Annotated in this window: 27 protein-coding genes and 4 tRNA genes; 14 read left to right on the forward strand and 17 right to left on the reverse strand. The window is 51.0% G+C overall.

All coding sequences use genetic code 11. The annotated features are described in order from the left end of the window. The 8 genes from C2M35_RS09270 to murB all read right to left on the reverse strand — a co-directional run. On the reverse strand, positions 1–90 hold a 90-nt coding region (locus tag C2M35_RS09270), incomplete at its 3' end, for a GTP-binding protein (protein WP_233997923.1). A gap of 137 nt (positions 91–227) precedes the next feature. After that, positions 228–303, reverse strand: a tRNA-Thr gene (locus tag C2M35_RS09275). A 12-nt stretch (positions 304–315) separates the two neighbouring features. Continuing rightward, positions 316–390: transfer RNA gene (locus tag C2M35_RS09280), tRNA-Gly, on the reverse strand. 48 nt (positions 391–438) lie between these two features. Continuing rightward, positions 439–523: transfer RNA gene (locus C2M35_RS09285), tRNA-Tyr, on the reverse strand. A gap of 39 nt (positions 524–562) precedes the next feature. Continuing rightward, positions 563–638, reverse strand: a tRNA-Thr gene (locus tag C2M35_RS09290). A 126-nt stretch (positions 639–764) separates the two neighbouring features. After that, positions 765–1,475 carry a type III pantothenate kinase gene (locus C2M35_RS09295; RefSeq protein WP_105265171.1) on the reverse strand — a complete coding sequence of 237 codons (711 nt, stop codon included), beginning with the start codon at positions 1,473–1,475 and terminating at the stop codon, positions 765–767. A gap of 2 nt (positions 1,476–1,477) precedes the next feature. Further along, positions 1,478–2,470, reverse strand: a complete 993-nt coding sequence (birA, locus tag C2M35_RS09300; protein WP_105258244.1) for a bifunctional biotin--[acetyl-CoA-carboxylase] ligase/biotin operon repressor BirA — start codon at positions 2,468–2,470, stop codon at positions 1,478–1,480. Beyond that, entirely contained in the window at positions 2,457–3,467 is a 1,011-nt protein-coding gene (murB, locus tag C2M35_RS09305) for a UDP-N-acetylmuramate dehydrogenase (protein WP_105265172.1), read from the reverse strand. The genes birA and murB overlap by 14 nt, the downstream gene beginning before the upstream one ends. A 124-nt stretch (positions 3,468–3,591) precedes the next feature. Here murB and C2M35_RS09310 point away from each other — a divergent pair, with 124 nt between their 5' ends. After that, entirely contained in the window at positions 3,592–5,430 is a 1,839-nt protein-coding gene (locus C2M35_RS09310) for a M1 family metallopeptidase (RefSeq protein ID WP_105215066.1), read from the forward strand. A gap of 109 nt (positions 5,431–5,539) precedes the next feature. Here the strand turns inward: C2M35_RS09310 and C2M35_RS09315 are convergent, their stop codons facing one another. Continuing rightward, entirely contained in the window at positions 5,540–6,211 is a 672-nt protein-coding gene (locus C2M35_RS09315) for a DUF2057 family protein (RefSeq protein ID WP_105265173.1), read from the reverse strand. A gap of 99 nt (positions 6,212–6,310) precedes the next feature. On the opposite strand from C2M35_RS09315, the gene C2M35_RS09320 reads away from it, so the two are divergent. The 3 genes from C2M35_RS09320 to C2M35_RS09330 all read left to right on the forward strand — a co-directional run bounded on the left by C2M35_RS09320 (position 6,311) and on the right by C2M35_RS09330 (position 9,852). Beyond that, positions 6,311–6,676, forward strand: a complete 366-nt coding sequence (locus C2M35_RS09320) for a histidine triad nucleotide-binding protein (RefSeq protein ID WP_105201106.1) — start codon at positions 6,311–6,313, stop codon at positions 6,674–6,676. 218 nt (positions 6,677–6,894) lie between these two features. Further along, positions 6,895–7,551, forward strand: a complete 657-nt coding sequence (locus tag C2M35_RS09325) for a helix-turn-helix transcriptional regulator (protein WP_105201107.1) — start codon at positions 6,895–6,897, stop codon at positions 7,549–7,551. Positions 7,552–7,692: 141 nt separating this feature from the next. Further along, positions 7,693–9,852, forward strand: a complete 2,160-nt coding sequence (locus C2M35_RS09330; RefSeq protein ID WP_105265174.1) for a response regulator — start codon at positions 7,693–7,695, stop codon at positions 9,850–9,852. Between the two features lie 12 nt (positions 9,853–9,864). Here the strand turns inward: C2M35_RS09330 and C2M35_RS09335 are convergent, their stop codons facing one another. From C2M35_RS09335 to C2M35_RS09350, 4 genes are all read right to left on the reverse strand, one after another. Next, positions 9,865–11,283: a mannose-1-phosphate guanylyltransferase/mannose-6-phosphate isomerase gene (locus tag C2M35_RS09335; protein WP_158677952.1), complete on the reverse strand. Its 1,419-nt coding sequence runs from the start codon at positions 11,281–11,283 to the stop codon at positions 9,865–9,867. 79 nt (positions 11,284–11,362) lie between these two features. Further along, positions 11,363–12,130 carry an amidohydrolase gene (locus tag C2M35_RS09340; protein ID WP_105265176.1) on the reverse strand — a complete coding sequence of 256 codons (768 nt, stop codon included), beginning with the start codon at positions 12,128–12,130 and terminating at the stop codon, positions 11,363–11,365. Between the two features lie 11 nt (positions 12,131–12,141). After that, positions 12,142–12,384, reverse strand: coding sequence for a VF530 family DNA-binding protein (locus tag C2M35_RS09345; RefSeq protein WP_105215076.1), 243 nt, complete (start codon positions 12,382–12,384; stop codon positions 12,142–12,144). A 63-nt stretch (positions 12,385–12,447) separates the two neighbouring features. Then, positions 12,448–13,929, reverse strand: a complete 1,482-nt coding sequence (locus tag C2M35_RS09350; RefSeq protein ID WP_105265185.1) for an FMN-binding glutamate synthase family protein — start codon at positions 13,927–13,929, stop codon at positions 12,448–12,450. Positions 13,930–14,116: 187 nt separating this feature from the next. Between C2M35_RS09350 and C2M35_RS09355 the strand changes: the two genes are divergently transcribed. From C2M35_RS09355 to C2M35_RS09365, 3 genes are all read left to right on the forward strand, one after another. After that, positions 14,117–14,815: a pseudouridine synthase gene (locus tag C2M35_RS09355; RefSeq protein WP_105265177.1), complete on the forward strand. Its 699-nt coding sequence runs from the start codon at positions 14,117–14,119 to the stop codon at positions 14,813–14,815. Positions 14,816–14,876: 61 nt separating this feature from the next. Next, entirely contained in the window at positions 14,877–15,254 is a 378-nt protein-coding gene (locus C2M35_RS09360) for a BlaI/MecI/CopY family transcriptional regulator (RefSeq protein WP_105201223.1), read from the forward strand. A 1-nt stretch (position 15,255) separates the two neighbouring features. Then, the gene (locus tag C2M35_RS09365; protein ID WP_105265178.1) at positions 15,256–16,458 is read left to right on the forward strand and encodes a M56 family metallopeptidase; all 1,203 of its coding nucleotides are present in this window, start codon (positions 15,256–15,258) and stop codon (positions 16,456–16,458) included. 239 nt (positions 16,459–16,697) lie between these two features. Here C2M35_RS09365 and C2M35_RS09370 read toward each other — a convergent pair whose 3' ends face one another. After that, positions 16,698–17,081 (reverse strand): MAPEG family protein, encoded by a 384-nt coding sequence (locus tag C2M35_RS09370; protein ID WP_105265179.1) that lies wholly within the window; start codon positions 17,079–17,081, stop codon positions 16,698–16,700. Between the two features lie 334 nt (positions 17,082–17,415). Here C2M35_RS09370 and C2M35_RS09375 point away from each other — a divergent pair, with 334 nt between their 5' ends. The 4 genes from C2M35_RS09375 to C2M35_RS09390 all read left to right on the forward strand — a co-directional run bounded on the left by C2M35_RS09375 (position 17,416) and on the right by C2M35_RS09390 (position 20,349). Beyond that, positions 17,416–18,270 carry a hypothetical protein gene (locus C2M35_RS09375; RefSeq protein WP_105265180.1) on the forward strand — a complete coding sequence of 285 codons (855 nt, stop codon included), beginning with the start codon at positions 17,416–17,418 and terminating at the stop codon, positions 18,268–18,270. Positions 18,271–18,280: 10 nt separating this feature from the next. Then, positions 18,281–19,378 (forward strand): DUF4785 domain-containing protein, encoded by a 1,098-nt coding sequence (locus tag C2M35_RS09380; protein ID WP_105265181.1) that lies wholly within the window; start codon positions 18,281–18,283, stop codon positions 19,376–19,378. Between the two features lie 242 nt (positions 19,379–19,620). Further along, entirely contained in the window at positions 19,621–20,016 is a 396-nt protein-coding gene (locus C2M35_RS09385; RefSeq protein ID WP_105265182.1) for a hypothetical protein, read from the forward strand. A gap of 78 nt (positions 20,017–20,094) precedes the next feature. Continuing rightward, positions 20,095–20,349, forward strand: coding sequence for a hypothetical protein (locus C2M35_RS09390; RefSeq protein ID WP_105265183.1), 255 nt, complete (start codon positions 20,095–20,097; stop codon positions 20,347–20,349). 185 nt (positions 20,350–20,534) lie between these two features. Here C2M35_RS09390 and C2M35_RS15665 read toward each other — a convergent pair whose 3' ends face one another. After that, positions 20,535–20,678 carry a hypothetical protein gene (locus C2M35_RS15665; RefSeq protein ID WP_158677953.1) on the reverse strand — a complete coding sequence of 48 codons (144 nt, stop codon included), beginning with the start codon at positions 20,676–20,678 and terminating at the stop codon, positions 20,535–20,537. A gap of 113 nt (positions 20,679–20,791) precedes the next feature. Between C2M35_RS15665 and C2M35_RS09395 the strand changes: the two genes are divergently transcribed. From C2M35_RS09395 to C2M35_RS09405, 3 genes are all read left to right on the forward strand, one after another. After that, positions 20,792–21,025, forward strand: a complete 234-nt coding sequence (locus tag C2M35_RS09395; protein WP_105265184.1) for a DUF5808 domain-containing protein — start codon at positions 20,792–20,794, stop codon at positions 21,023–21,025. 178 nt (positions 21,026–21,203) lie between these two features. After that, on the forward strand, positions 21,204–22,226 hold the full coding sequence (gene arsB / locus C2M35_RS09400; protein ID WP_105201117.1) for an ACR3 family arsenite efflux transporter: 1,023 nt from the start codon (positions 21,204–21,206) through the stop codon (positions 22,224–22,226). A 113-nt stretch (positions 22,227–22,339) separates the two neighbouring features. After that, positions 22,340–23,212: a DMT family transporter gene (locus tag C2M35_RS09405; RefSeq protein WP_105201224.1), complete on the forward strand. Its 873-nt coding sequence runs from the start codon at positions 22,340–22,342 to the stop codon at positions 23,210–23,212. A gap of 80 nt (positions 23,213–23,292) precedes the next feature. On the opposite strand, the gene C2M35_RS09410 is transcribed toward C2M35_RS09405, so the two are convergent. Both C2M35_RS09410 and C2M35_RS09415 read right to left on the reverse strand, forming a co-directional pair. Next, complete coding sequence (locus C2M35_RS09410) at positions 23,293–23,610, reverse strand: DMT family transporter (RefSeq protein ID WP_105201118.1); 318 nt, start codon at positions 23,608–23,610, stop codon at positions 23,293–23,295. Continuing rightward, entirely contained in the window at positions 23,610–25,142 is a 1,533-nt protein-coding gene (locus tag C2M35_RS09415; protein ID WP_105201119.1) for a carbon-nitrogen hydrolase family protein, read from the reverse strand. Before C2M35_RS09415 ends, C2M35_RS09410 begins: the two co-directional genes overlap by 1 nt. Between the last annotated feature and the right edge of the window lie 107 nt (positions 25,143–25,249).

The raw sequence follows: 25,249 nt of genomic DNA on the forward strand, positions 1-25,249 counted from the left end.
TGCAGTTAGAGTTGTTTTACCGTGGTCAACGTGGCCGATTGTACCAACGTTTACGTGCGGTTTTACGCGTTCAAACTTTTCTTTTGCCATGACGGAACCTATCAGTTTTTGTGTATCTAGATTACATATCAAACGATCGACAAAAAACGACGATCAATTCAATTCTTCATTATTGAATATTTTTTAGACAAATCAAAGGAAGTATTTCAGGACAGACAGGACTGGAGTGGTGCTGATAGGCAGATTTGAACTGCCGACCTCACCCTTACCAAGGGTGCGCTCTACCAACTGAGCTATATCAGCACACCAGAAAACTGGAGCGGGCAGCGGGAATCGAACCCGCATCATCAGCTTGGAAGGCTGAGGTAATAGCCATTATACGATGCCCGCTTTCTAGGAACCTGTTCTTAACTACCTCTAACCGTCAAGAATTTAGAGTGGTGGAGGGAGCTGGATTCGAACCAGCGAAGGCAGTGCCGTCAGATTTACAGTCTGATCCCTTTGGCCGCTCGGGAACCCCTCCACACAAAATTCTTTCTAAAGCCTTTCCAAGATGAGGAAATGGTGCCGACTATCCGAGTCGAACGGATGACCTACTGATTACAAGTCAGTTGCTCTACCAACTGAGCTAAGTCGGCACTGCTTTAGTACGGGGCGAGATTCTAGAGTAAGGTTTATTGGGATGCAACTATAAAATCAAAAAAAGTTTAGGTTTGTGGTGCGAACGTTCATTATTCACCCAAAACAGAGCTTTTTTAAACAATTCACCCTTGTTTTTGCCACTGCCACAGGCCTTCGAAGACCAAATGGGGACGATAAATACCTTGCCCCAGGTGTTGATGCAGAGCCAAACCATCGCCGCCGGTGATCAATAATTGTACACCTTGCCCACAACAGTGATGCGCCAGCACATATTCGATGGCACCGAGTGCACCGATAAGGGCGCCATTTTTCACCGCTGCCGGGGTTGAGCGCCCGGGCTCGGGACTAGCAACCTGGTCCTCAAGGGTAAAAACCTTTTCGGCGCGGCTCACTATGCTGTGCTCGCTGAGCGTTAAACCGGGAAGAATATAGCCGCCAAGATGCTGATGAGCATCATCGATTAGATCTAGGGTCAGTGCCGTGCCGGCGTCAACCACTAGGGTGTAGCCGTTGGGGTTAGTACAGTAACCGGCGATCACCGCCAGCCAGCGGTCGATGCCCAGAGTAGAATATTTGTCATAGGCACAGTTAAGTTGTTGCCACTTTGCCGTCACCGCAGCGCGACGTACTCCCACTCCCTGCGTCTCGGCTTCTTTCACCAAGGCGCTTAAGGCGTCTGAGTCGGCCACCGCAGAAATAACCACTTCTTCTATCTGTGTCCAAGGCACAACCTGCGGCTCTACGTGCTGTAGCTGAATGTCCTGCCCCGTTTCTAAGCCCGAGGTCAGCATCATTTTAAGTGCCGTATTACCGGCGTCGATTAATAGCTTCATGATTAACCCGTCGACTTAACCCTTAAACTGATCTCACCGCCAAAGTAACGCTTGCTTTGGCCATCGATGCGCAGCACCACGGCGCCCTGCTCGTCGATACCTTCACAGATGCCACGCCAGGTATTGGTGCCCGAGCTAAGCTCGACACATTGACCGCTGAAGGCATGCACCCTATTCCACTGCTGATACATGCCCTGCAGACCGGTTTGGCGATATTGGGCCAGGCGCTTTTGTAAAAAGCAGGTGAGCACGGCCACCAACTGATTTTTATCCAGCTCACCGGCGAACTCGTTGAGATCGCACCAGGGCTGATCGATATGCTCGGCCGCTGCCTGAGGCATGGAAATATTGAGGCCTATGCCGATCACCAGATGACAGGGTCCTTCGGCGGTGCCATCGAGCTCCACCAGCACGCCCGCCAACTTACGGCCATCGACCAGCACATCGTTCGGCCATTTCAGCTGCACCTCTAGATCATACAAAGCCTTTAGGCTGTCATAGACCGCCAGACCCACGGCAATAGATAAACCCATGGCCGCATGCATGCCATCGTCTAAGCGCCAGTAATAACTGTAATAAAGGTTGGCTGCAAAGGGGGATTGCCAGGTGCGGCCGCGCCGTCCCTTGCCCTTCTGCTGCATTTCTGCCACCAGCACGCTGTTATTGTTTGCCTCGATGCTTTGCACCCGGCGCATCAGTTCGGTGTTGGTGGAGTCGATAATGGGCTGTACTTCAAAATGACAGCCGCTGCCGTCTAACTCTTGATAGGCCAGCTCGATATCCGCTTGCTTAAGCAGGCTCAAAGGTCGACTGAGGCGATAGCCCTTGCCATTGACCTTGTAAATATCCAGCCCCATTTCCTGCAAGGACGTAATATGCTTGGCCACGGCGGCACGGCTAATGCCTAGTTGCTCGCCCATGGCTTGCCCGGAAATAAACTCGCCCTTATTTAAGGCCTGTAATATGGCCAGCTTGTTACCGTCAGGCGCCTTCATGAGTGGCCCCTACATGAATTTCTTGCAGCTCGCCCATCAATCGCACTTCATGCTCCAGGTCAATGCCGAAACGCTGTGCTACCACGCTTTGAATATGCTTGATCATCTCCAGCAATTCTTCAGCCCGACCCGCACCGCGATTCACCAGCACCAGGGCCTGCTTATCGTGCACGGCGATATCGCCAATATGAAAGCCTTTTAGTCCGGCCTGCTCTATCAGCCAACCTGCGGCCACCTTTTGCTGCTCGGCATCGACGTCATAGCAGGGCAGTTGCGGATATTGCTCTTTTAAAACGGCTACCTGAGGGCGTGGCAGTATGGGGTTTTTAAAGAAGCTGCCGCAATTAGCCAGTACCTTAGGATCTGGCAGTTTTGCCTGACGCACCGCCACCACCTCATCAAATACCTGCTTGGCGCTGGGCTGCTGTAAACCCTGCAAGGGTCCGTAGCTGATATTCGGCTGCCATTGCTTAGGTAGGCGCAAACCAACCTGGGTAATAATAAACTGGCCCTTTAGCTCATGTTTAAAGACGGAATCGCGATAACCAAAGCGGCACTGCTCGGCACTGAGGCGCTGGGTTTCACCGTGCGCTATGTGGTAGCCCTCGACATACTCGACAAACTGCGCCAGCTCGACACCATAGGCACCTATATTCTGCACCGGCGCGGCGCCAACATTACCAGGAATAAGCGCCAGGTTTTCCAACCCCGGCATATTCAAGGCCAAGGTGTTCTCTACCAACGCATGCCAGTTTTCACCCGCCGCACAATGCAGCAACCAGCTTTGCGACAACTCCTCAATACGCACCCCTTTATTGGCGATCAAGATAACCGTACCTTGATAGGGAGTGGTAAAGATGGTGTTGCTACCCTCGCCGAGCACACAAAACGCTTGGGCGTAATCGAACTCGCGAAGCTGGGCTGGATCTGTGATGGTCACAAGCGTCTGACAGGGCACGTCCAGCGCAAAGGTATGATGGCTTTGTAATGCAGGCAAAGGAAACGTCTCTCTTGGCTATTTGCCCTAAGTGTACCCCAAGCCAGCCAACAGACATAGCTGTCAGTCGTTGACTATATCTGATATAACAAGCACTTCTTATTTCACCCGTTCTGAGGATGCTATGAAATTAAAACCTCTTGCTCTTGCCTTAGCGCTTGGCGGCGTTAGCCTGCACAGCCTGGCTGCCAGCGATGAGCACACCTATGCCAACCTAGACGATGTGGTCTCCACACACCTGTTTTTAGATCTTGATGTCGACTTCGCCGACAAGCAATTAGAAGGCTTCGTTGAGCATAGCCTAAAGTGGAAAAATGCCGCTGCTCGTACTCTGGTACTGGATACCCGCGACCTTGAAGTTGACCGCGTGATCTACCAGGACACCCAAGGCAAATGGCACAAGGCAAAATTTGATTTAGCGGCTCGTGACGATGTGAAGGGTTCAAAACTAACCATTCGCTTTAAGCAGCAAGCTCCTAAGGTTCGTATTTATTACAACAGCTTGCCACAAGCATCTGGCCTGCAATGGCTGACGCCGGAGCAAACCGCCAGCAAAACTCAACCCTTTATGTACAGCCAGTCACAGGCCATTCACGCCCGTAGCTGGATCCCGGTACAAGACACGCCGGCCATGCGCGTAACCTATAGCGCTCGTATCGAAACGCCGGAAAATGTTCGTGCGGTAATGAGTGCCGACAACACGGGTGCCTTTATCAAAGATGGCGACTACTTCTTCGATATGCCGCAGGCCATTCCGCCTTACCTGATCGCCATCGGCGCCGGTAACCTGGAATACAAGGAAATGTCGCACCAGACCGCGATTTTCGCCGAGCCGCAAATTCTCGATGCCTCGGTGGCCGAGTTTAACGACACCCAGGCGATGATAGATAAAACCGAAGTTATGTACGGCGAATACGCCTGGGGCCGCTACGATCTACTTATGCTGCCTCCTAGCTTCCCATTCGGCGGCATGGAAAACCCACGCCTGTCTTTTATCACCCCAACCGTAGTGGCCGGCGATAAGAGCCTGGTTAACCTGATCGCCCACGAACTGGCACACTCCTGGTCCGGTAACCTGGTTACCAACGCCACCTGGGAAGACTTATGGTTAAACGAAGGTTTCACCTCTTACGTTGAAAACCGCATTATGGAAGAAGTTTTCGGTCGTGAGCGTGCGGTGATGGAGCAATCTTTGGATGCCGCAGGCCTAAATGCCCTGCTAAAAGATATTCCGGCACCGGATACCCGCTTAAACCTGGAGCTGAACGGTCGCGATCCGGACGACGCCTTTAGCTCTGTGCCTTATACCAAGGGCCAGCTATTCCTTATCTATTTGGAAGAAAAGTTTGGTCGCGATGTCTTTGACGAGTTCGTTAAGGGTTACTTTAAGGCCTATTCATTCCAGTCGCTGACCACGGCGGAATTTGAGCGTTACCTAGAAGAGAATCTGATCAACAAACACCCAGGAGTGGTCAGCATGGAGAAGGTCAATGAGTGGATCCATCAGCCGGGTCTACCTGCCGATGCACCTCAGCCTACTTCGGATGTGTTCGACAAGGTTGATGCCGAGACGCAAGCCTGGTTAGCCGGCAGTAAACCGGCCAGTGAATTGCCGACCGCAAACTGGACGGTGCATGAGTGGTTGCACTTTATCAATAACCTGCCACGCGACCTGGCTGGCGAGAAGATGGTCGAGCTGGATACCCAGTTTAACCTGACCGCGTCAACCAATAAGGAAGTCGCCTTCGCCTGGTTTATGCTGGCGGTAGGCAACGGCTATGAAGCCATTTACCCGGCGCTGGATAAGCACCTAAGTGGCATCGGTCGTCGTAAATTGATCGTGCCTCTATACAAGGCGCTGATTAATAACAACAAGCGTGACTGGGCCTATGAAGTATACCAGGGCGCTCGTCCGGGTTATCACCCACTGGCGCAAGGTACGATAGACGCGCTATTTAACTAATAGCGATGTGCAATAAAAAAGGGTGCTAGATGCACCCTTTTTTATTGCCTAAAGGCAGGCAAATACCTCCTTTGTCGACGCAGAGCATCGACCTACAAAACGCAAAGCATCACTGTTGCGACTGCACCTTCTGTAAAAATGCCTGGCGCTGTGCCGGCGTAGCCTGCTGCCACCAAAACTCTAGCATGGCGGCGGCACTGACATTGCCACCGGCTTGAGGGACAGGTGCAACTGCCGGTGCAACTGCGGGTGCAACTGCGGGTGCAACTGCCGATGCAGACTTGGTCGAAACCGCCGGAGCCGGGGCTATATTGGCTGGTATCAAGGTTGGTGCTGCCAGCGCAGGCGCGGCTACGCTGGGTGCAACCACACTAGGCGCGGCCGCTTTAGGCATAGGCACTTCCAGCTGCTGACCCTCGGCGCGCAAACGCACAACCGGGCTTTGCGCAAAAAGCTTGGCGCCAGCAAGGGTTGCAGCCCGATCGAACGTCACCTCATAATCCTGCCCAGCCTCAACCGCCAAGGTCACCCAAAAGGGTTCCGACTCGATTACCTCATGATCATCAAAACCGCTTTCATAAAGGTCGCTGTATTTGAGCTTAAGACGATAGCTACCCGGAGCCAGTTCCAGCTCATCAACGGTATTGAAAATAGAATGCGAAATGGTTTTATCATTCACCTGTAAGGGGATAATTTCGCTCGCAAAGGACACAGTTTCGGCATAAGCCGAGGGCATTAGCAACAGAGCCAGCGCCGCAGCACTGGAGAGTTTTTTCCACATGGGGTACCTACCTTACATTTAAGCTTTGGTTCTCAGTTTGACACTTATGCTTTTCTTTGTCATTACTGACACCCTGCTAGTAAAATTAAGGAGCTCGCTGTGAGCACAGAGACCATTTTCACCAAAATTATCAATCGCGAGATCCCCGCCGATATCATTTATGAGGACGAACAAGCACTGGCCTTTACCGATATTAATCCCCAGGCCCCATTTCACGTTTTAATTATCCCAAAAAAGACAATAGCGACCATTAATGATGTCACCACGGAAAATGCCGCCATTGTCGGTCATCTCTATGTGGTTGCAGCCAAGCTGGCAAAGGAGCATGGGTTTGCCGAAGATGGCTACCGGGTGGTGATGAACTGCAACGGCCATGGCGGACAAACCGTGTACCATATTCATCTCCATATGTTAGCCGGTAAGGCAATGGGTTGGCCTCCCTATCAGGATAAGCTAAAAGTATAGGAATCATCACTTTATTAACCTACCCACATACTTTTTTCTGGCTAAATCAGGCGCTTTTAGGCGCCTAATTTAGCCATTACGTAACCTATTATTTACAAATGTTGGGTACATGGGCATAAATAGTCTTTTTTCACTACATAAATCAAAACACCCTAATACAAAAGAAGTGAATAGCGTGTTAGGATAGTGCAAATAGTTTTTAATGAGCCGACCACTAAATGAGTAAGACCGTATTTTTACTGCTTGAGCAGGAACCGATTAACCAGATTGGCACTAATGTTTTGGCACCGTTACTACGCACCCAAGGGTTTGAAGTACAAAAGGGTACCGACGTAACTCAAGTGCAGCCAGGTACGGCTTATTTATTTATCGAGACGTCTAACGAAGACGCCTGGGGTCGCTTAAAGTACCACCTTATAAACCTTAGGGTGGAGTGCGATATCGTCCTCTTCAACCTGGATGAGAACCCGGAACTGGCCAACCGTGCACTGTTAAGCGGTATTCGCGGGGTGTTCTATACCTCGGACAATGCCGATGTAATGATGAAGGGCATACGCTTATTACAAGAAAACCATTTATGGTATCGCCGTGATGTTATGTGTAACGTGCTTAATCGCATGCTGCATTTCAATAAGGACTCCTTACATAAACTCACCGAAGGCGACATCGAGCCGGTTAAACTTACCAAGCGTGAAAAGGCCATAGTTGGTCTAATGAGTAAAGGCGCTAAGAATAAAGAGATCGCCGAGCAGCTTAGCATCAGCCCGCATACGGTGAAAACGCACCTTTACAGTGCCTTCCGTAAAACCAAATGCCGTAACCGCATCGAGTTATTGTCCTGGGCTCAGACCAATATCCCGAACGAATTACGTTAGGGTCTGTTTTTAATCTCAAAGCCGGCGACATGCCGGCTTTTTCTTATCCGCAATAAATTGCCTCTCGATACTTACGCATAGCCAAGCAGGGAATTTTCCGTATAGTAGAAACTAAATACCCATAACCAATACATATCACGGATGCTAGACACGTCGACCCTCTTCTATACCAGCGCCGCGGCCATCTTTGTGATGACCTTGCTCAATTTTATTACCTGGCGCGCCAATCGTAACTTTGTCGGCATCGGCCTCTATGTGTGGTATCCGGTATGCTTGTTGGTGGGGATTATCATCTCCGCCATCAAAGCACCACAACAGCATGAGAACCTTGTCACCCTGGCAAACTTTTTCTTTATTTGCGGCTCGGTGATCCATGTTTTGGCCATTAATCGCTTCCTCAACTATAACGGCCTGCTGACCTACTTTTTTATCTTTGTCAGCGGCTGCTTATTTATCAGCTTTACCTACTTTATGTTTATCTCCGTGGATATTTCCGCCCAGGTGCTGCTGATAGACCTGCATCGCTTCGTCGAAGCTGCCTGTCTTTTCTACATTATCAGTCGCTACGGCCGCACCAAGTACCCCAGTGCCAGCCTGGTGTATCTGATCGCGCTCAGTATGTCGCTCCTGGTTTTTGCCGCCCGCGCCCTGGTGATGAACCACAGCGAGCACAACACCCAGTTTGATAACGATTGGTTTAGTGCCGCACTGCTGGTAAAAGGGGTGCTCGCACCCATGCTGTTTGCCGCCGGTGTCGCCCTGTTTTGCAACGAGCGCCGCGAGCTTAACCTCAACCAGTTGACGGCCAAGACACAAAAGGATTTAGAGATCCGTGGCATGTTTTTATCCACCATCAGCCACGAGATCCGCACTCCCTTGAATGGCATACTCGGTAGTGCCCAGTTGATCATGAACCAGGCCAGCACACCGAAAAACAAACCCTATTGCGAGGCCATTATCAACTCCGCCGAATCCCTGACCCTGCTAATCGACAAGGTATTAGAATATGCCAGCCTGGAGCAAAGCGATGAGGCCCTGTATGAAGAAGATGTGGAACTGCATACCTGGCTCAATAACCTCTGCCTGCTGCTGAGCCCACTGGCGGAGCAAAAGGGCGTGAAATTTGAGCTTAACTATAATCTGGCGAAGCAGGCCTGTTATTACTGCGACCACCAAAAGCTCAGGCAAATTCTTATTAATCTGGTGGGTAACGCCATTAAATTTACCGATCAGGGTCAAGTCACCCTGCAGGTCGACCTGCTCCATGGAGGCCAAGAAGAGCATACCCTAAGCTTTAGCGTTATCGACTCGGGGCCGGGTATCGAAGAGGATGAAATCCAATATTTAACTGAACCCTATGTGCAAAGCAGCGCCGGCAAGCTCAAGGGTGGCTCAGGACTGGGACTGGCGATCACCAGTCGCCTGCTTGCCCATCTTGGTAGCCAGTTGAATATTCGCAGCCGCCTGGGTGAAGGCAGCACCTTTAATTTTGCCGTGAAACTCACGGTAGGCGAATTAAGCCTGGTAGAAAAACGCCCTAAATCAGACAACTACCGCACCGGGTTAGATGTGCTCCTGGTTGAAGATTTAGAACTGAATCAAAAAATCGCCATCGAATTTATGGCCGAGGATGAACACAAGGTCAAACTGGCCACCGATGGCAGCAGCGCCATTGAACTGCTGAAAAAACACCATTTTGATGTCGTGCTTTTGGATATGAACCTGCCGGACTTCAGTGGTCAGGAGGTGATCCGCAAGCTTAAAACCATGGATCATCGCAATCACCGCACCCCGATTCTGGCCTTTACCGCCAGCCTGAGCCCGGATGAGATCAAGGAATACCTGGCGCTGGGCATTAAAGACATAGTCGGTAAGCCAATTAAACAAGAGAAGTTAAGACAGGCGCTCAGCGACTCGCAATCGAATCAGACCCCGAATATCAGCGTTGCCTTAAAGGACGTGCTCTACGATGAAACCGCCGCCGAGCTGATGGCCAACACCTTTGCCGAGCAAGAACTGATCTCCATTTACAATGAGTTTGTGCTTTCCGCGCGCAATAAGCTGCTGCGCTGTCAGCAACTGGTGGGCAATGATAAGGAGCAGTGCATCAAGCTGCTGCACCGCCAGGCCAGCACCGCCTTGCAACTGGGCTTTAATCGCTATGGCATGGCGTTGAAAAAAATCGAACGCCGCCTGCTCGATGGTAAACCCATAGACGCGGGCTTAGCGGAAGGTCTCGATCTGTGGCAGCAAAGCCTGGAACAATACCTTAAGTTTATGCGCAGCCAAACCCTGCGCTAGCGGCCCCGTGCTTTAACGGCCATAGTCATCATCAAAGCGGATAATATCGTCTTCACCCAGATAATCGCCGCTTTGCACCTCGATAATGATCGCCGCCTTATTACCCACATTGGTCAGACGATGGCGCTGCTGTGCTTGTATGTAGATGGACTGGCCACCGCTTAGCCTGTGCTCCTGCTGCTCAACCTGCACCAGCACCTCACCGCTGACCACCACCCAATGCTCGGAGCGATGCTGATGCGCCTGCAAGGACAAACGCGCCTGCGCCTGCAAGACAATGCGTTTAACCTTGTATTGCGCGCCCTCGTTCAGCACCTCGTAATGGCCCCAAGGGCGAAAGGTTTGCCTGTGATAGCGGCGCTGCTGCGGATGCTCGGCGGCCACCTTGGCCACCAGCTTGGGCATTTTATCCAGATGATCCTTGGCGGCCACTAAAATGGTGTCGCCGCTGTGCACTATTACCGTGTCCTTGATACCTAAGGTTGCCACCAGATGCTGCTCATCGGCGGCGATCAGATTACCCTGGCTGTCGGCGCAGACGGCGCTGCCGAGCACCAGGTTCTCATCCTTATCCCGACTGTGATATTGATAAAGCTGGGCAAAGCTGCCGAGATCAAACCATTGCAGCGGCAGCGGACAAAGCAACAGCTGCTCGCTGCGTTCAAGCAGCGCATAGTCCAGGGAATCCCCTTCCAGTTGCTGCCAGGCGCTTTCATCGACACGGGTAAAGTCCAGATCGCTACTAAAGTTTGCGGCGCGGCACACCTGCGCCCATAACTGCGGTCTATGCTTTTGAAACTGTTCGATAAAAATGCCACAACCGGCGAGCAACATGCCCGAATTCCAATAATATTGCCCTTGTTCGAGATAATACTCGGCGGTGACCCTGTCCGGCTTTTCGGTAAAGCCGGCAACCTTAAACAAGCCTTCAACATCATGCTCGGCGCAGCCATAACTGCTGCCCTGTTGAATATAACCAAAGCCAGTTTGCGGTTCGCTGGGGGTAATACCAAACAAAATAAGGTGCTGCTGCGCTATGGCGTCAAGCGCGTCAAGCTGGTCGCCAAGCAAGGTGAAGTTGGCAATGGCATGATCGGCGGGAGCGAAAAACAGGCTGGCATCCGGCTGATGTTGCTGCGCCCACAGCGCCGCCAAAGCCGCCGCTGGTGCGGTATTTTTCCCATCGGGCTCGAGAATAATGGCGCTGGCGCGCATATCTATTTCCAGCAACTGCTGCGCCACCATAAAACGATGCTCGGCACTGCAGATCACTAAAGGAGCCAGACAGCCCTGCCGACGAAAACGCAACGCCGTTTGCTGGAGTAAGGAATGCTCGCCGTTAAGACGCAAAAACTGCTTGGGGCGGTCCTGACGCGAAAGCGGCCACAACCGGGTGCCGCCACCACCGGCGAGAAGTACGGGTAAAATCAAGATAGGGGCTCGGGTTCGCTAACTAATATCCGTATTATACCACCGCCCTGCATCTCCTGCCGATGCCCTTACAGCGACCCTAGCGCAAGTCAAAGGCATCCGCATCCTGCCAGGCGGGAAAGGCCTGGCGGTATTCCTCTAACGCATCTTTATCCAGAGTAATAGTGAGGACTTGTGGCTGGTCATCTGCGGTCTGAGCCAAGAGTTCGCCGCTAAAGTCATAGACGGCGGTGCCACCATTATGCGCTATGCCGTAACAATCATCGCCAATACGATTGACCGCCAACACATAACATTGGTTTTCAATGGCGCGGGCGCGCAGCAAGGTATCCCAGGCACCGCGTCGTGCCGCCGGCCAATTAGCGATATTGATCATCACCTCATAATCGTTGCGATTGCGGGCAAACACGGGAAAACGCAGGTCGTAACAGATCTGCGGCAAGATACGCAGACCCTTTAAGGTAAAAATGACTCTTTGCTTACCGGGATTAAGGTACTTGCCTTCTTGCCCCAGGCAAAACAGGTGCCGCTTATCATAATGCTGCACCACACCATCGGGAGACACCCAGTACAGGCGGTTAAACTTTTGCCCTTGCTCGGCGACGAGCACGCTGGCGCACATAACCGCCCGATGACGCTGCGCCTGCTCCTTCAACCAATCCAGGATCCGCTCGGCCGCCAGATGCACCTGGCTATCGGCCACGGCAAATCCGGTGGCGAAGGTTTCCGCTAAGACAATTAAATCAACCTCGCCGAGAGACTCAAGGCGCACACTTAACTGAGCAAGATTGGTATCGGCATCGAGCCAACGAATATCGTGCTGAATCAGGGCGACGCTAAGACTCATGGGCTTGGTTCCTATACCCCGGCGTTATAGGGCCAGGTACAAAAGGTTTTGAGATACAGCTGCTCAACCTGCTCCCGCGCCCAGGGAGTGCGGCGCAAAAACTTCAGCGAAGATTTCACCGAGGGGTCTTTCTTAAAGCAATTGATATTGATCTGCTGTCCCAGCTCGGCCCAACCAAAATGTTCGACCAGGCGCGTAACCATTTGCTCCAGCTTAACGCCGTGCAGCGGATTCTTGGGTTGTTCTTGGTGCATTAAAATGCCTCGTAACCAGTAATACCCAGCAGTTTAACGCAGTTGGCAAGCACTCGCCATGCGCTACTTGTACATGGAGTACATTTCATCCAGGGTTTGCGACAAGCCATCCTCCTGCACCACGCGCACATGCTTGCGGTTAAGGCCGCGGATATTATTGACCCCACAGGAGTGAGCAATCAGGCCTATGCCATAGTGAATATACTTGTTGTAGTTGGCCACCCGCTGAGTTTTGTCCACCACGTCCAAGCCCTTCATTAATTTAGGGTTGTGCGTGGTAATACCGGTCGGGCAGGTGTCTTTATTACACTGCAGGGCCTGAATACAGCCGAGCGAAAACATATGGCCACGGGCGGAAACCACAAAGTCGGCGCCCAGCGCCACCGCCCAGGCCACCTTGGAGGGCACGATCAGCTTACCCGAGGCGACAATGCGAATGCGTTTGCGTAAATCGTGACGCTCAAGCAGGTTTACTACCCAGGGCAGGCTTTCTTTTAGCGGCAAACCAACCGAGTCCAACAGTGGCTGGGGCGCCGCGCCGGTACCACCATCGGCACTGTCTATGGTAATAAAATCCGGAGCCGATTCCTGGCCGCGCCTATTAATTTCCGTGGCCAGCTCTTCCAACCAGGAGGTTTCACCAATTACCGCCTTAAAGCCAGTGGGCTTGCCGGTCACGTTACGCACATGGGCTATCATATCGAGTAAATCGCCCACACTCCTTATTTCCGGATGTCCATTGGGACTAATGGAGTCCTTGCCCTCAGGAATACCGCGGATTTGGGCAATTTCTGCATTGACCTTAATCCCGGGCAGCATGCCCCCCTTACCCGGCTTGGCTCCCTGGCTCATTTTAATTTCGAACATTTTTACCTGCTCATGGGCGGCGATTTCCTTGAGCTTGGCATCGCTTAATTTGCCATGCTCATCGCGCACCCCATATTTGGCGGTGCCGATTTGAAAAACGATGTCGGCGCCCCCTTCCAGGTGGTAGGGACTTAACCCACCCTCACCGGTATTCATCCAGCACTCGGCCTGACGAGCACCACGAGACAGTGCCAGCACAGCCCGCTTAGAAAGCGCGCCGTAGCTCATACCGGAAATATTAAACACTTTTTTTGCCCGGTAAGGATGAGGGCATTGCTCGCCTATGGTCACCGGCTCGGGCTCTATGGCGTCTTCTTCCAGGGTCGGAAAGGCGGTATTCATAAACATGATGGTGCCCGTGGGATCCAGGCTTTGCGTGGAACCAAACGCGGCGGTACGGTCGAGGTTCTTGGCGGCCTTATATACCCAGCTGCGCTCGGCGCGATTGAAGGGCATTTCTTCACGATCCATGGCGAAAAAGTATTGTCGGAAAAATTCCCCCTGACGCTCGAAAAAGTATCGAAAACGACCGATCACCGGATAATTTCGGCGTATTGCATGCTTATTTTGATGGATATCGACAAAATAATAATAGATGGTCAACAGCACCAAAAAGCCGATACAGAGTAAAAAGAGGCTGCTCATCAAGTCGATGGCATGGATCAAAAACTCACTCATGGTCATACACTTTTTCTATCCCTAATAAAGCTCAGATTTACATAAGATTAGGTAATTGACCAGCAGAAAAGTAAGGTTATTTTACCACCTGGCCCAAGACAAAACAGGCGACCCTGGCGCCATCGTTATGCGGCATTCGCAGGGACATCATGCTAGTATGGCGGCACCCGTATTTCCTAGTTTTGTTATGTCCGCCACTATTCGCCTTGCCAAGTATTTGTCCCATGCCGGAGTTTGTTCCCGCCGGGGCGCCTCGCGCCTAATTGATGCAGGCAGGGTGACGGTCAATGGCCGCGCCGCCAATCATATCGACCATGTCAGCGACCAGGATGAGATATGCCTTGATGGTCGGCGTATTGATGGACTGGCGCCCAAGCTGTATTACGCCTACCACAAGCCGGTGGGCATAGATTGCAAACTCAAAACCGAAGATCCAAGCAGCCTGGTCCATCACTTACCGCCCGAGCAGCGCACCTACCCCATTGGCCGCTTAGACAAGGACTCCCGTGGCCTGTTGATCCTGACCAATGATGGCGAACTCTGCAATCGGCTGGCCCATCCGGATCACAGCCATGAAAAAGAGTATTGGGTTGAGGTAGACAAGCCCTTGGATGAAGCGTTTTTTTCTCGCATGAGCGCAGGTGTACCCGTGGATGGCACACTCACCAAACCTTGTGTTTGCACGGCGCTTTCAGCCACACGTTTTAAGATCATCCTCACCCAGGGGCTCAATCGGCAGATCCGTAAAATGGCACGTTATTGCGGCTACCGCGTGGTCGACTTACTGCGCGTGCGCATCGGCCAACTGCACCTGGACCCAACGCGCTTAGCCGAAAGTCAATTTACCGAGCTCACCACGGAAGAAGTTAACTTGTTGAAAAAATAGCTTGATCATTTTGACTACAAGTGTAATCTTAAATTCAAGGATTACATTTGTGAGCAAAGTTATGATCGAGTTATCCAAAGCAGAGTTTGAGGTCATGGAAGCGCTGTGGCAGGGCCATCCGGCAAAGTCGAGTGAAATTATCGAGCGCCTCAGCGATGACACCCAATGGCATGACAAAACCATCAAGACCCTACTGGGTCGCCTCGTTAAGAAACAAGCGGTGAGTTTTGAAAAGCAAGGCCGCCTCTACCAATACAGCCCCACCATAGGCCGCGAAGATTACACCCTTAAACAGAGCAAGAATCTGATCCAGCGTTTCTTCAGTGGCCGCATTGCGCCTCTGGTCAGTGGCTTTGCCAAAACCGAACAGCTGTCACAGCAGGATATCAACGAACTCAAAGCCGTTATTAAAGAGTGGGAAGACCAACAAGGAAAGTAATATGTTGTCATGGCTTATTTCACAACAGGCACTGCTGTGCACCTTACTCGCCGCCTTGATTATCGCGGAGCGTTATGCCCTTAAGGCACTGAGTGCACGCTTTATCTATGGCTTCTGGTTGTTGCTCCCAGCGTTGCTGCTGGCGCAAAGCATAGAGCTAAAAAATACGGTAGCCGCTCCGACCATGATTGGCCAGTATGTGGTGACACCCTTGCGCCAGGCAAGTGCCGAGGTAAGCATTAGCTGGGAGCTGGCCTATTGGCTTATTGCCGCCGCCTTGTTCGCCCTGGTTGCCTACCAACACCTGGTATTTCAGCGCCGCCTGAACGCCGCCCCCCTTAATAACCAGCTGCCGGGACAGGCAGGCAATACGACTCTGTATCGCAGCAAGGCGATCAGCTCACCCATGGTGGTTGGCTTCTTTAACCCACGCATTGTACTACCGCAGCGTTTACTGCAAGACGTCGATGCCTCGGCCCTCACCCTGATGCTCGAACATGAGCGGGTGCATCTGGAGCGCCGCGATAATGTCATCAACCTGATTGCCCTGAGCGCCGCCATTTTAATCTGGTTTAACCCCTTGAGCTGGGTGGCTTATTTCAGCCTTAGACGCATTCAAGAGCTGGCCTGTGATGAGCGGGTGCTAGCCGATAAATCCGCCGCACAGCGTTTGCAGTACGGCAAATCCATGGTCGAGTGCGCCAGCCAGTCACGGCTGCATAGCTTGGCTTATTCTTACTACGGAGATAAAAACATGATGTTACAACGCCTATACAATATGCAATCGGCCAATAAGGGCTATGCCCTGGCCAAGGCGCTGGCCCTGCTTATTGCACTGGGAAGTTTCACCCTGGTTGCCGGCACTCAGGCTGGCGAAGGCCATAAGCAAAAGTCAGCGAGTCAGCCAAAACCCCTGATGCGTATTGAGCCCATTTACCCTAAAGAAGCAGCGGAGCAAAAAATTTCCGGTTCTGTGGTTTTGCGATTCCAAGTTGACGAGGAAGGCGCTGTTCGTAATGTGGTGGTGGTGCAGTCTCAACCGGCCAAGGTATTTGATAAAGAAGCGGTGCGTGCGCTGCAACAATGGCGCTATGAGCCTTACGCATTTCCACAAGAGGAACATTTGGTGCAGCTGGATTTCGCACTCAGCGCAGAGGTGCAACTACCTGAATTAACAGAGCGTATTAATGTAAAATCACATTAATTCGCAACGACCAAGAGTATAAAGCAAGCCCCTTAATTAAGGTGCTTGCTTTGTGTTTTTATAAAAAGCCAGCAGGTTATACCAATTCTGTTAAGTATGTGATCAGAGATAGCGCTGGATAAATGATGTGATAACAAGGCGGAATTTTTCTTATGTAGTTATTCTACATAGAAAAATTCCAACGCCGTTAGCACGATATTTAGTCCGCTAGAATGATTGGCTATTTAAGTGAATTGGTATTAAATACATAGGGATATCATGGCCAAGGGGCAGGCCAGGGACAGGGCCCAAATCAGCGAACGAGCCACATGCCAGTTATACCAATAACACAGGCAGTAGAGCACGCGGGCAAGCAAATAGGTAATGGCCAGGGTATCCATCAAAGCCCCCGAGGTGTTGGTGCCCAGCACCACGGCCATGGCCACGGCGAACACTATCAGGGATTCGAAGCTGTTTTGATGTGCCGCGAGGGCGCGGGCGCCAAATCCCGTTAAAGCCTGCTGTTGTGCTCGTGGGTGGCGGTTATCGTAGCCGCCGCTTTGTTGCTGGGCCCAGGCCAAAGGAGCCTTGGCTAGAAAAGGAATTAAACACGCCAAGAGCGCGCAAATCACTAAAGTACTCATGCTTGATCCTTAATTTTATTCTTGTTTTTGCCATTGTGCGCCGCTTTGCAATCAAGCTCAATAGCCAAATTTAGAGCAAAAAAATGGCCAGCATGACTGGCCGAGCTTCCACTCACAAGATGTAACATCACCGCCCGTATAAAGAGAAAGCACACATTGCCGCCCCATCAATTATTGCGCTTTTATCACCACAAACATAAGAGTGATAAGGCATTAAGACAGTTAGGTTAAATATTTGTAACAATTTCTTGCATTTGTACCTGTTCAGTCTATTTTCTGATCGGAGGTCACTCCTCCAACCTGATAGATAAAAATAGAATCAACAGGAACACACATGAAAACAAAACTACTCACATTGGCGCTGGCACTGGGTTTAAGCCAGGGTGCACTCGCCGCACAAGGGGTCGCCTTTATTCATGGCACCGGCCAGCAAACCGACGCCTATAACGACTATTGGACTGGCAGCTTCATCAATACGGTGCGCCAGGGCCTGAGCAATACCAGCAACTACACGGTTATTAATTGTGATTTTGAACAGTATATGTGGACCGATGGTGCCGCCGGCTGTTTAGCCTCACAACTCACCAGCTTTATTAATAATAAAAACATTACCGAGCTGACGCTGATCACTCATTCCAACGGGGGCAACGTGGTGCGCTGGATTTTATCCAACCCCACCTGGGATAGCCGCTATCCCAACATCATTAATAAGGTCACTCGTACCATAGCGCTGGCGCCGTCCAGTGGCGGTACGCCCTTAGCCGATGCGGTGGTGGCCGGCAATTCCTTTGAGCAAAGCCTTGGCTGGCTGTTGGGCTTCGCCAATGATGCGGTAAAGCAGCAACAGGTATCCTGGATGGCGTCTTACAATGCCCAGTGGCTCTATGGCACCCCCAACCGCCCCGGCCTGCCGTCCTATTTTGAAACCGTGGTCGGCAGCGACGTGGACTCGGCCATTTGGGATAGCGACAGTTATTGCGGCGGCTACCAGAATCAGGTGTCGCTGGAAGTCACTCAGAATTGGTTAGACAGCTGCTCCGACGGCTTCTTAAATTGCAGCTCGCAATCCCTGGCCGGTGTGGTCTGGTTTCAAGATAAATCACGCACCCGAGGCCGCGAACCTCTGAGTCATCAACAAAGCCGCCGTAACTGTTTTGGCCTTGGCGACATGCTGAAGAACCGTATCTAGGAGCTAAAAAATGAAAAAATTAACCACAGTTTACGCCCTAGCCTTGCTTACCAGCACAAGCGCCATGGCAAATGCCGATAACGGCCAAACCGTATATCAATTCCCGCAGATACAAGCCACACCGGCAACGCCCTTACAGTCATTGGAAAAAACCAGCGTTGAATACTGGCAACAGGTTTCGGGTAAAGAGCTTAAGCAGGGGGTACCTGTGTTTGTAAACCAGGCCGACCACCTTATCCGCGTTGCCCCCAAGGCCCGTTTTGAAAACGGTACGGTGATCAAGCCCTATGACCTGCAACTCGATAAATTCTCCGTTCGCGATGCCCAAAACCAGCGTGCGCTGCCGATGCAGGCCATTGCCGCACGGGAGCAGATGCAGCAAGCCGGTTTTAATGATGGTAGCGTCGGCCTCAAGCTGGGGCAGATTAACGGCAAGGGCCAGCCCATGCTGCATACCACTCAGGCACTCAATGACCAGGATATCTATATGGTTCATGTAATCGAAAAAGGCTCGAGCAATGCTCTTAAAGCCCGTACCCAGTTTACCCTATCCGAGCACCAGCAACGCCTAGGGGTCGAGCTCAACATGGGGCAGACGAAACTGCAGGATAAAAATGTGCAGCTTAAGCTCCATAGCCCAACTGGAGAGCAAATCGGCGTGCAATATAAAGGCGGCGAAGCGATTTTCGATCAGCCTCTGACCTACCTGGGCGCCGCCAATGGCTACTACGAACTGGAGGCCAGTATTGACACCCAGGTTAACGGCCAAAAGGTCAAACGCTCGGTGAAAATGCCCTTTGTGCACAGCATGCAAACCATCAGCATGAGCGATGCCAAGGTAAAGGCCTTAGGCGCTAATCAATACCAGGCCAGTGTCCCGGTGGAAGTAACCGACAGCGGCCGCTATGCCATTCGCGCCACCCTTACCGGCCGTGCCGATAATGGCGAGCGCATTAGGCTGGCAACGGTTGAGGTCGCCAAGGAGCTCAATGGTAACGGCCAGTTTTTTATGCCCTTTAGCGCCACCCAAAGTGCCAATGCCCCCTACCGCCTGGTGGATATTGAATTAACGGACCAAACCCGGATGCTGAAGTTTACGCCGCAGTGATCCCTGCGCTGATATTGTGGACCCAACCAAGTCGGTGCCCAGCACCGGCTTTTTTGTCAAGATAATGAAGAGCGCCCCCGCTGGTGAACGCAACTATTGGTTTTACGTAATTGGAATCTTTGAACAAAATTAGACACCTCTGTACAACACTAAAACGCCAATGTAAGTTATAACTCCAACGCCTTCGCCTTTATGCGTGTTATTATAAACTGCTATATATTTTTGAGTATCAAGGAAGTACTGTGAAAAAATTTTTACTAATAGCCCTTCTAGCTGGCGGCTACTACTTTTATTCGATATCAACAGAGAATGGTCATGAAAGAATTTTTGATGTCGCAAACAATCCTATTCCTACCAGTGAGTATATAAAGCTTAGAGAAACACAAGCCATCAAAATGTGCGAAACCAACGCACAATCCTACAATATTGATGTGAATGTTTGCCCAAAATATATCAGCAGCAAATTTCCAGAATGCAAATCTAAACTACCTCGAGATCTTCCTGACTTCATCGATAGCAAGACGGTAGGTGTACAAGTAACGAGTAAATATTTCGAGTGCATTGCACCATGGCCTCACTGTAACGGCAAAGAAATCAAAAATGAATTTGATGCAAGACAGTTTTGTAAAAGCATCTAAGCTAATACCTCAATAGATTAAAAACGCTAGGATCAACCAGCACCTGGTCATAATTAAAACAAAAAGGAAATGATAAAAATGGAATCTAACAACAACGCCGCAAAACTACGCAAGAGCTTAACCATATTGGGGATAATTGGGGCACCATTCTTCATGGCCCTTGTGTTGGGGTATTTAGCCTATTTTGGCGACAATGCAGTGTTTGCTTTTTTAGAAAATGAGACCGTCGCCTTATGCACATTTGTGATCGGCGTAATTGGCGCCGCAGCAGAAATGATAACAGCCATCTACCTCTCATTTCGATTTCGGGGCGTTGCCGTCCCTCAGGAATAACGCTTTACCACGCTAAATTATCACCGCCCCCTGCAGTTGCTGAATGTCTAGTTTTGTTATGAGCGTTAACAACATCATCAAGCTAGGCATTCAGCAAATGCGAAGGGTCGACAAACTCTTACATTTATATTCTTTAAGCCCAATTGACAGGCTGAGTTCAACTAGGCAATAACCCTCATGCATTATCAATGCCCCTGCGTTGCCGTATCAAGGTCATGGAAGCGCTTGCCGGTCACTTGTATCAGGATAAGCTGTTTGCCGACATGGCTACTCATCAATACGCTTTGCCCTAGGGGAATTTGTTCACTTTCGCGGTCGGGCTGCGACATCCACACTGGGTATTTGCTGTACAAAATCAACAGGCTAATCTAGGTTGTTAATTGAACGAAACTAACGCTCTGCAAGCGGTGCGTGATACTTGTATCCAAATAAGGAGATAGCCATGACTCAGGATGAAATTAATCAGGTTGAATGGAGCAATGACGATAACTGGACAAGATTAAAGTGGATGGGGCTCTATTTCAGCAAAAAAGACTCGCGAGCCTGGGTGCCGAAACCCTACCCGATACTTGGATGGACGGTAAACCTGGCCAACCCTGCTGGTGTGCTTTCATTAAGTAGCATTATTGCCCTGCTCATGCTGATTTCGGGTCTTGTTGGCTACAATTTGGCGTAATAATACCCGCCAGGCGATTAATTACGACTACCCCAAACTTCTCTGAGGGAATAAGATCAGCCCTATCGAAGTGATCTTGTACAAACCTGGGTTTAGCGTGCCTAAGAATTTGCTCACCTAAGCTAAAGGTAAGCCTACCACTCGCGTTACCAAATTGTTTTTATTAAGGAAGTTTTAGATGGGGATATTTGAACGTTACTTGTCTGTCTGGGTAGCAATCGCCATTGCCACGGGTGTTGCTGTTGGCGTGATTTACCCACCCCTGTTCGAATTTGTTGCCACGCTGGAAGTGGCGCACGTCAATGTCGTCGTTGCCCTGTTTATCTGGGTAATGATTTACCCCATGATGGTACAGGTAGACTTTAGCACCATAAAAGAAGTGGGGAAAAACCCGCAAGGCCTGATACTCACCTTAGTGATCAACTGGCTTATTAAGCCATTCTCTATGGCGGCTTTGGGCTGGTTGTTCTTTGAAGGTATTTTTGCAGACTGGGTCTCTCCCGAAACCGCCCAAGAATACATCGCCGGCATGATCTTGCTTGGCGTAGCACCCTGTACCGCTATGGTGTTTGTCTGGTCGCAGCTCACCAAGGGCGATGCGAACTACACCCTGGTGCAGGTCTCAGTCAATGACATCATAATGATCTTTGCTTTTGCACCCATAGCAGGATTGCTTTTAGGGGTCACCGATATTCACGTTCCCTGGAACACCCTGTTTATTTCGGTAGTACTGTATGTGCTTTTACCTCTAGTAGCGGGTGCTTTAACACGCAAAACGCTAAACCGCTCTGGAAGAAATGAAGCAGCGGTTGCTGATTTGCTGGCGCGGCTTAAACCATTTTCGATCATGGGCTTGTTAGCCACTGTGGTACTGTTATTTGGTTTTCAGGCCAAGACCATTCTTGCTCAACCCTTAAACATAGTCTTGATAGCGATTCCGCTGATACTACAAACCTATGGCATCTTTATTCTGGCTTACTTTATCGCTGTAAAGCTGAAGCTCAAGCACAACATAGCCGCTCCCGCATGCTTAATAGGCACATCGAACTTCTTTGAATTAGCGGTCGCGGTAGCAATCTCGTTATTTGGCTTACATTCGGGAGCGGCCCTGGCCACGGTCGTGGGTGTGTTAGTTGAAGTGCCGGTTATGCTGTCTCTTGTGGCCATAGTCAATAAAACTCGGCACTGGTTTAGCAACTAACACCTGGCGAGGGGGGAGGCGATAATCCTCCCCTATAACCAGTATGTAAATTCCTCATTCGCCAGCGCTGCATGGCCATGCTAACTTGGTTTTTTAAGTCCCTATTAACCGCTATGACCTGGATTTTCTTTACCTTTTTAGCCGCATTCAGTCAAAGCTGGCGTAACGCCCTGCAAAGCAAATTAAGTCAGCATACGGCCAGTTTAGCCGTGACCTTGGCGCGCTTTATTCTTGCCGGGCCCATCGCTGCCTTGTATCTGGCTGGCTTATATCAATTCGAACCCGCACCGGCGCTTGAGCCCTCCGGCTCGTTTATTTTTTACATAATCGGTGCTGCGGTCATGCAGATTATCGCCACCGCCCTTATGGTGCGCCTTTTTAAAATGAACAACTACGCCGTGGGTGCGGGGCTAGCCAAAAGTGAAGCCCTGGTGGCGGCTATTCTTGGCATGCTGTTCTTTGGTTCGGCGCTGAGTTTACTGGGGTGGTTAGGTGTCATACTCGGTGCCGTTGCCGTCATCTTGTTATCCGGCCCCAGTATTCGCGGCTTAAACATTAACACCGTGGTGATGGGTTTAGCCTGCGGCACCAGTTTTGCGCTTACATCACTGTGGGTGCGCGAAGCCAGCCTGTCATCGGGCTTGCTGTTTCCTCACAGCGCCGCCTGGGTTTTGCTCTTGGTGATAAGTTTGCAAACAATACTGCTGCTGATTTATCTGGGAATTAAGAACAAAAGTGCCTTGCTCAGTCTGTGGCAACATAAGGGCTTAACAATGTGGATCAGCCTCACCAGCTGCATTGGCTCCATAGGCTGGTTTAGTGCCATGAGCCTGCAGCATGTGGCTTATGTGAAAACGCTCGGGCAGGTCGAGATTTTCTTTACCTTGGCTATTTCATATTTGTGGTTAAAGCAACCGGTGAAGCGCCGCGATAGCCTGGGCTTATTCTTGATTGCCTTGGCCGCTATCGCGGTTATGTGGGGTTAACCATTATTCAATTTCATCAATACGCCTGCCTTCTTGTCGGCCTAAAGGCCGACATACAACTCTGGCGGCAAGCGCCATACTCAGTGCGCCAGTTTTAAGGTGATCACCCCGGCAATAATCAATAGCACGCCAAAGTAGCGCATCAGCGATGAGCTGTCGCCGTAGAAGAGGATGCCCACCAGGAAGGTGCCGGCGGCGCCGATGCCGGTCCACACCGCATAGGAAGTGCCCATGGGAATGGTTTTTTGTGCCAGCCAGAGCAAAAAGCCGCTAATGGCCATAAAGATCACCGCCATGGCAATGCCAAACCAACGGGTTTGCGGCTCCTGCGCCAACTTCAGCCCCACCGGCCAGCCAATTTCAAATAATCCCGCACAAATCAAATACACCCAGGCCACTAGCCGTTCTCCTTAACCAGTTTTACTTCATAGAGATCGCCGCGACGATCCTTCAAATTGCGCACTGTACCCTCACTGTGCAGTATCTTCAATTTATCCATGTCCAAATCGGAGAACAGCAGCATCTCGGTGTTAGGGGTGGCCTCGTTAAGGCAGGCATCGTGGGGGAAAGAAAAGTCCGACGGCGTCAGCACCGCGGCCTGGGAATACTGTACGTCCAGGCTTTCCACCTCAGGCAGGTTGCCGACGCTGCCGGCGATAACCACATAGCACTCGTTTTCTATGGCACGGGCCTGGGCGCAGTGGCGTACCCGTAGGTAACTGTTTTTGGTGTCGGTCCAAAAGGGCACGAAGAGAATATCCAGCCCCTGCTCGGCGAGAATGCGCGACAGCTCGGGAAATTCCACGTCATAACAGATTTGAATACCAACCCGTCCGGCATCGGTTTCAAACACGGCTATTTTATCGCCGCCCTGGATCACCCAGTCATAGGCCTCATGCGGGGTAATATGAATTTTGCGCTGCTCATCCACCTTGCCGCTGCGATGACACAAGTAGCTGACATTATAGATGGTATCGCCTTCAGCCAGGGGCATGGAGCCGGTAATGATATTGGCGTTGTATTCCACCGCCATGCGCGACATGGCTTTAACAAAGGTGTCCGTGTATTCCGCCAGGTTGCGAATGGCCTCGGTTTGACCGCGATACTTATGCAGCCCCATTAAGGGCGCATTAAAAAACTCAGGGAAGAGAATAAAGTCGCTTTGGTAATCGGATACGGTATCAACAAAGTATTCCACCTGTTTAAGCAGTTCATCGACGCTTTCCACCTGACGCATCTGCCACTGCACCGCACCAACCCGCACCACCGACTTGGTGCTTTCGAGCACAGTCTCGGTAGGCTCAAAGAGGATGTTGTTCCACTCCAATAGAGTGGCGTAGCCCTCCGACTCTTCGTCCTCCGGCAGGTATTTTTTCAATAGCCGCTTTACCTGGAAATCATTCGCCAACTGGAAGCTCAGAATAGGGTCATACACCTCTCTGCGGTCCACCTTTTCTATGTACTCCATGGGCGACATATTTTCGCGGTAGTTGTGATACAAAGGGATGCGGCCACCGGCCAGAATCGCCCTCAGATTATACTGACGGCACAGCTCCTTGCGGGCATCATATAAACGTCGACCCAGGCGCATACCGCGGTGGGTGGATGCTATGGCCACGTCTAAACCATAGAGGGCATCGCCGTTAGGATCGCTAAACACCCGATCATGGCTGTCGACGATATCGTCATAGGTATGGGGGTTGGAAAAACGCCCGTAGTCCACCTGCACGCTCAGGGCCATGCCCACCAGCTTCTCATCGTCGACTATGCCGATTTGCCCCTCGGGAAACTGGTCTATCAAACGAAAAATGGTGTGGCTGGGCCAGGCGCCGCCAAGCTCAGGATAGGTTTCATCCATCAGGGTTTTGATTTGCGGGTACTGCTCTTTTGTCAGATTACAAATAGCCAAACGGGTTGTTTCGACCGACATGCTCATCTCCTAATAATTAGGGTCTGTTGACCTTTGTTGTTTGTTTCTGCAGCAGTTTGTAGTGTATTTATACAAGGCGGCACATGTGTGGTGTAGTTATTCTACAT

This window comes from Pseudoalteromonas sp. T1lg76, from assembly GCF_002964725.1.
In the GTDB taxonomy this organism is placed as follows: Bacteria; Pseudomonadota; Gammaproteobacteria; order Enterobacterales; family Alteromonadaceae; genus Pseudoalteromonas.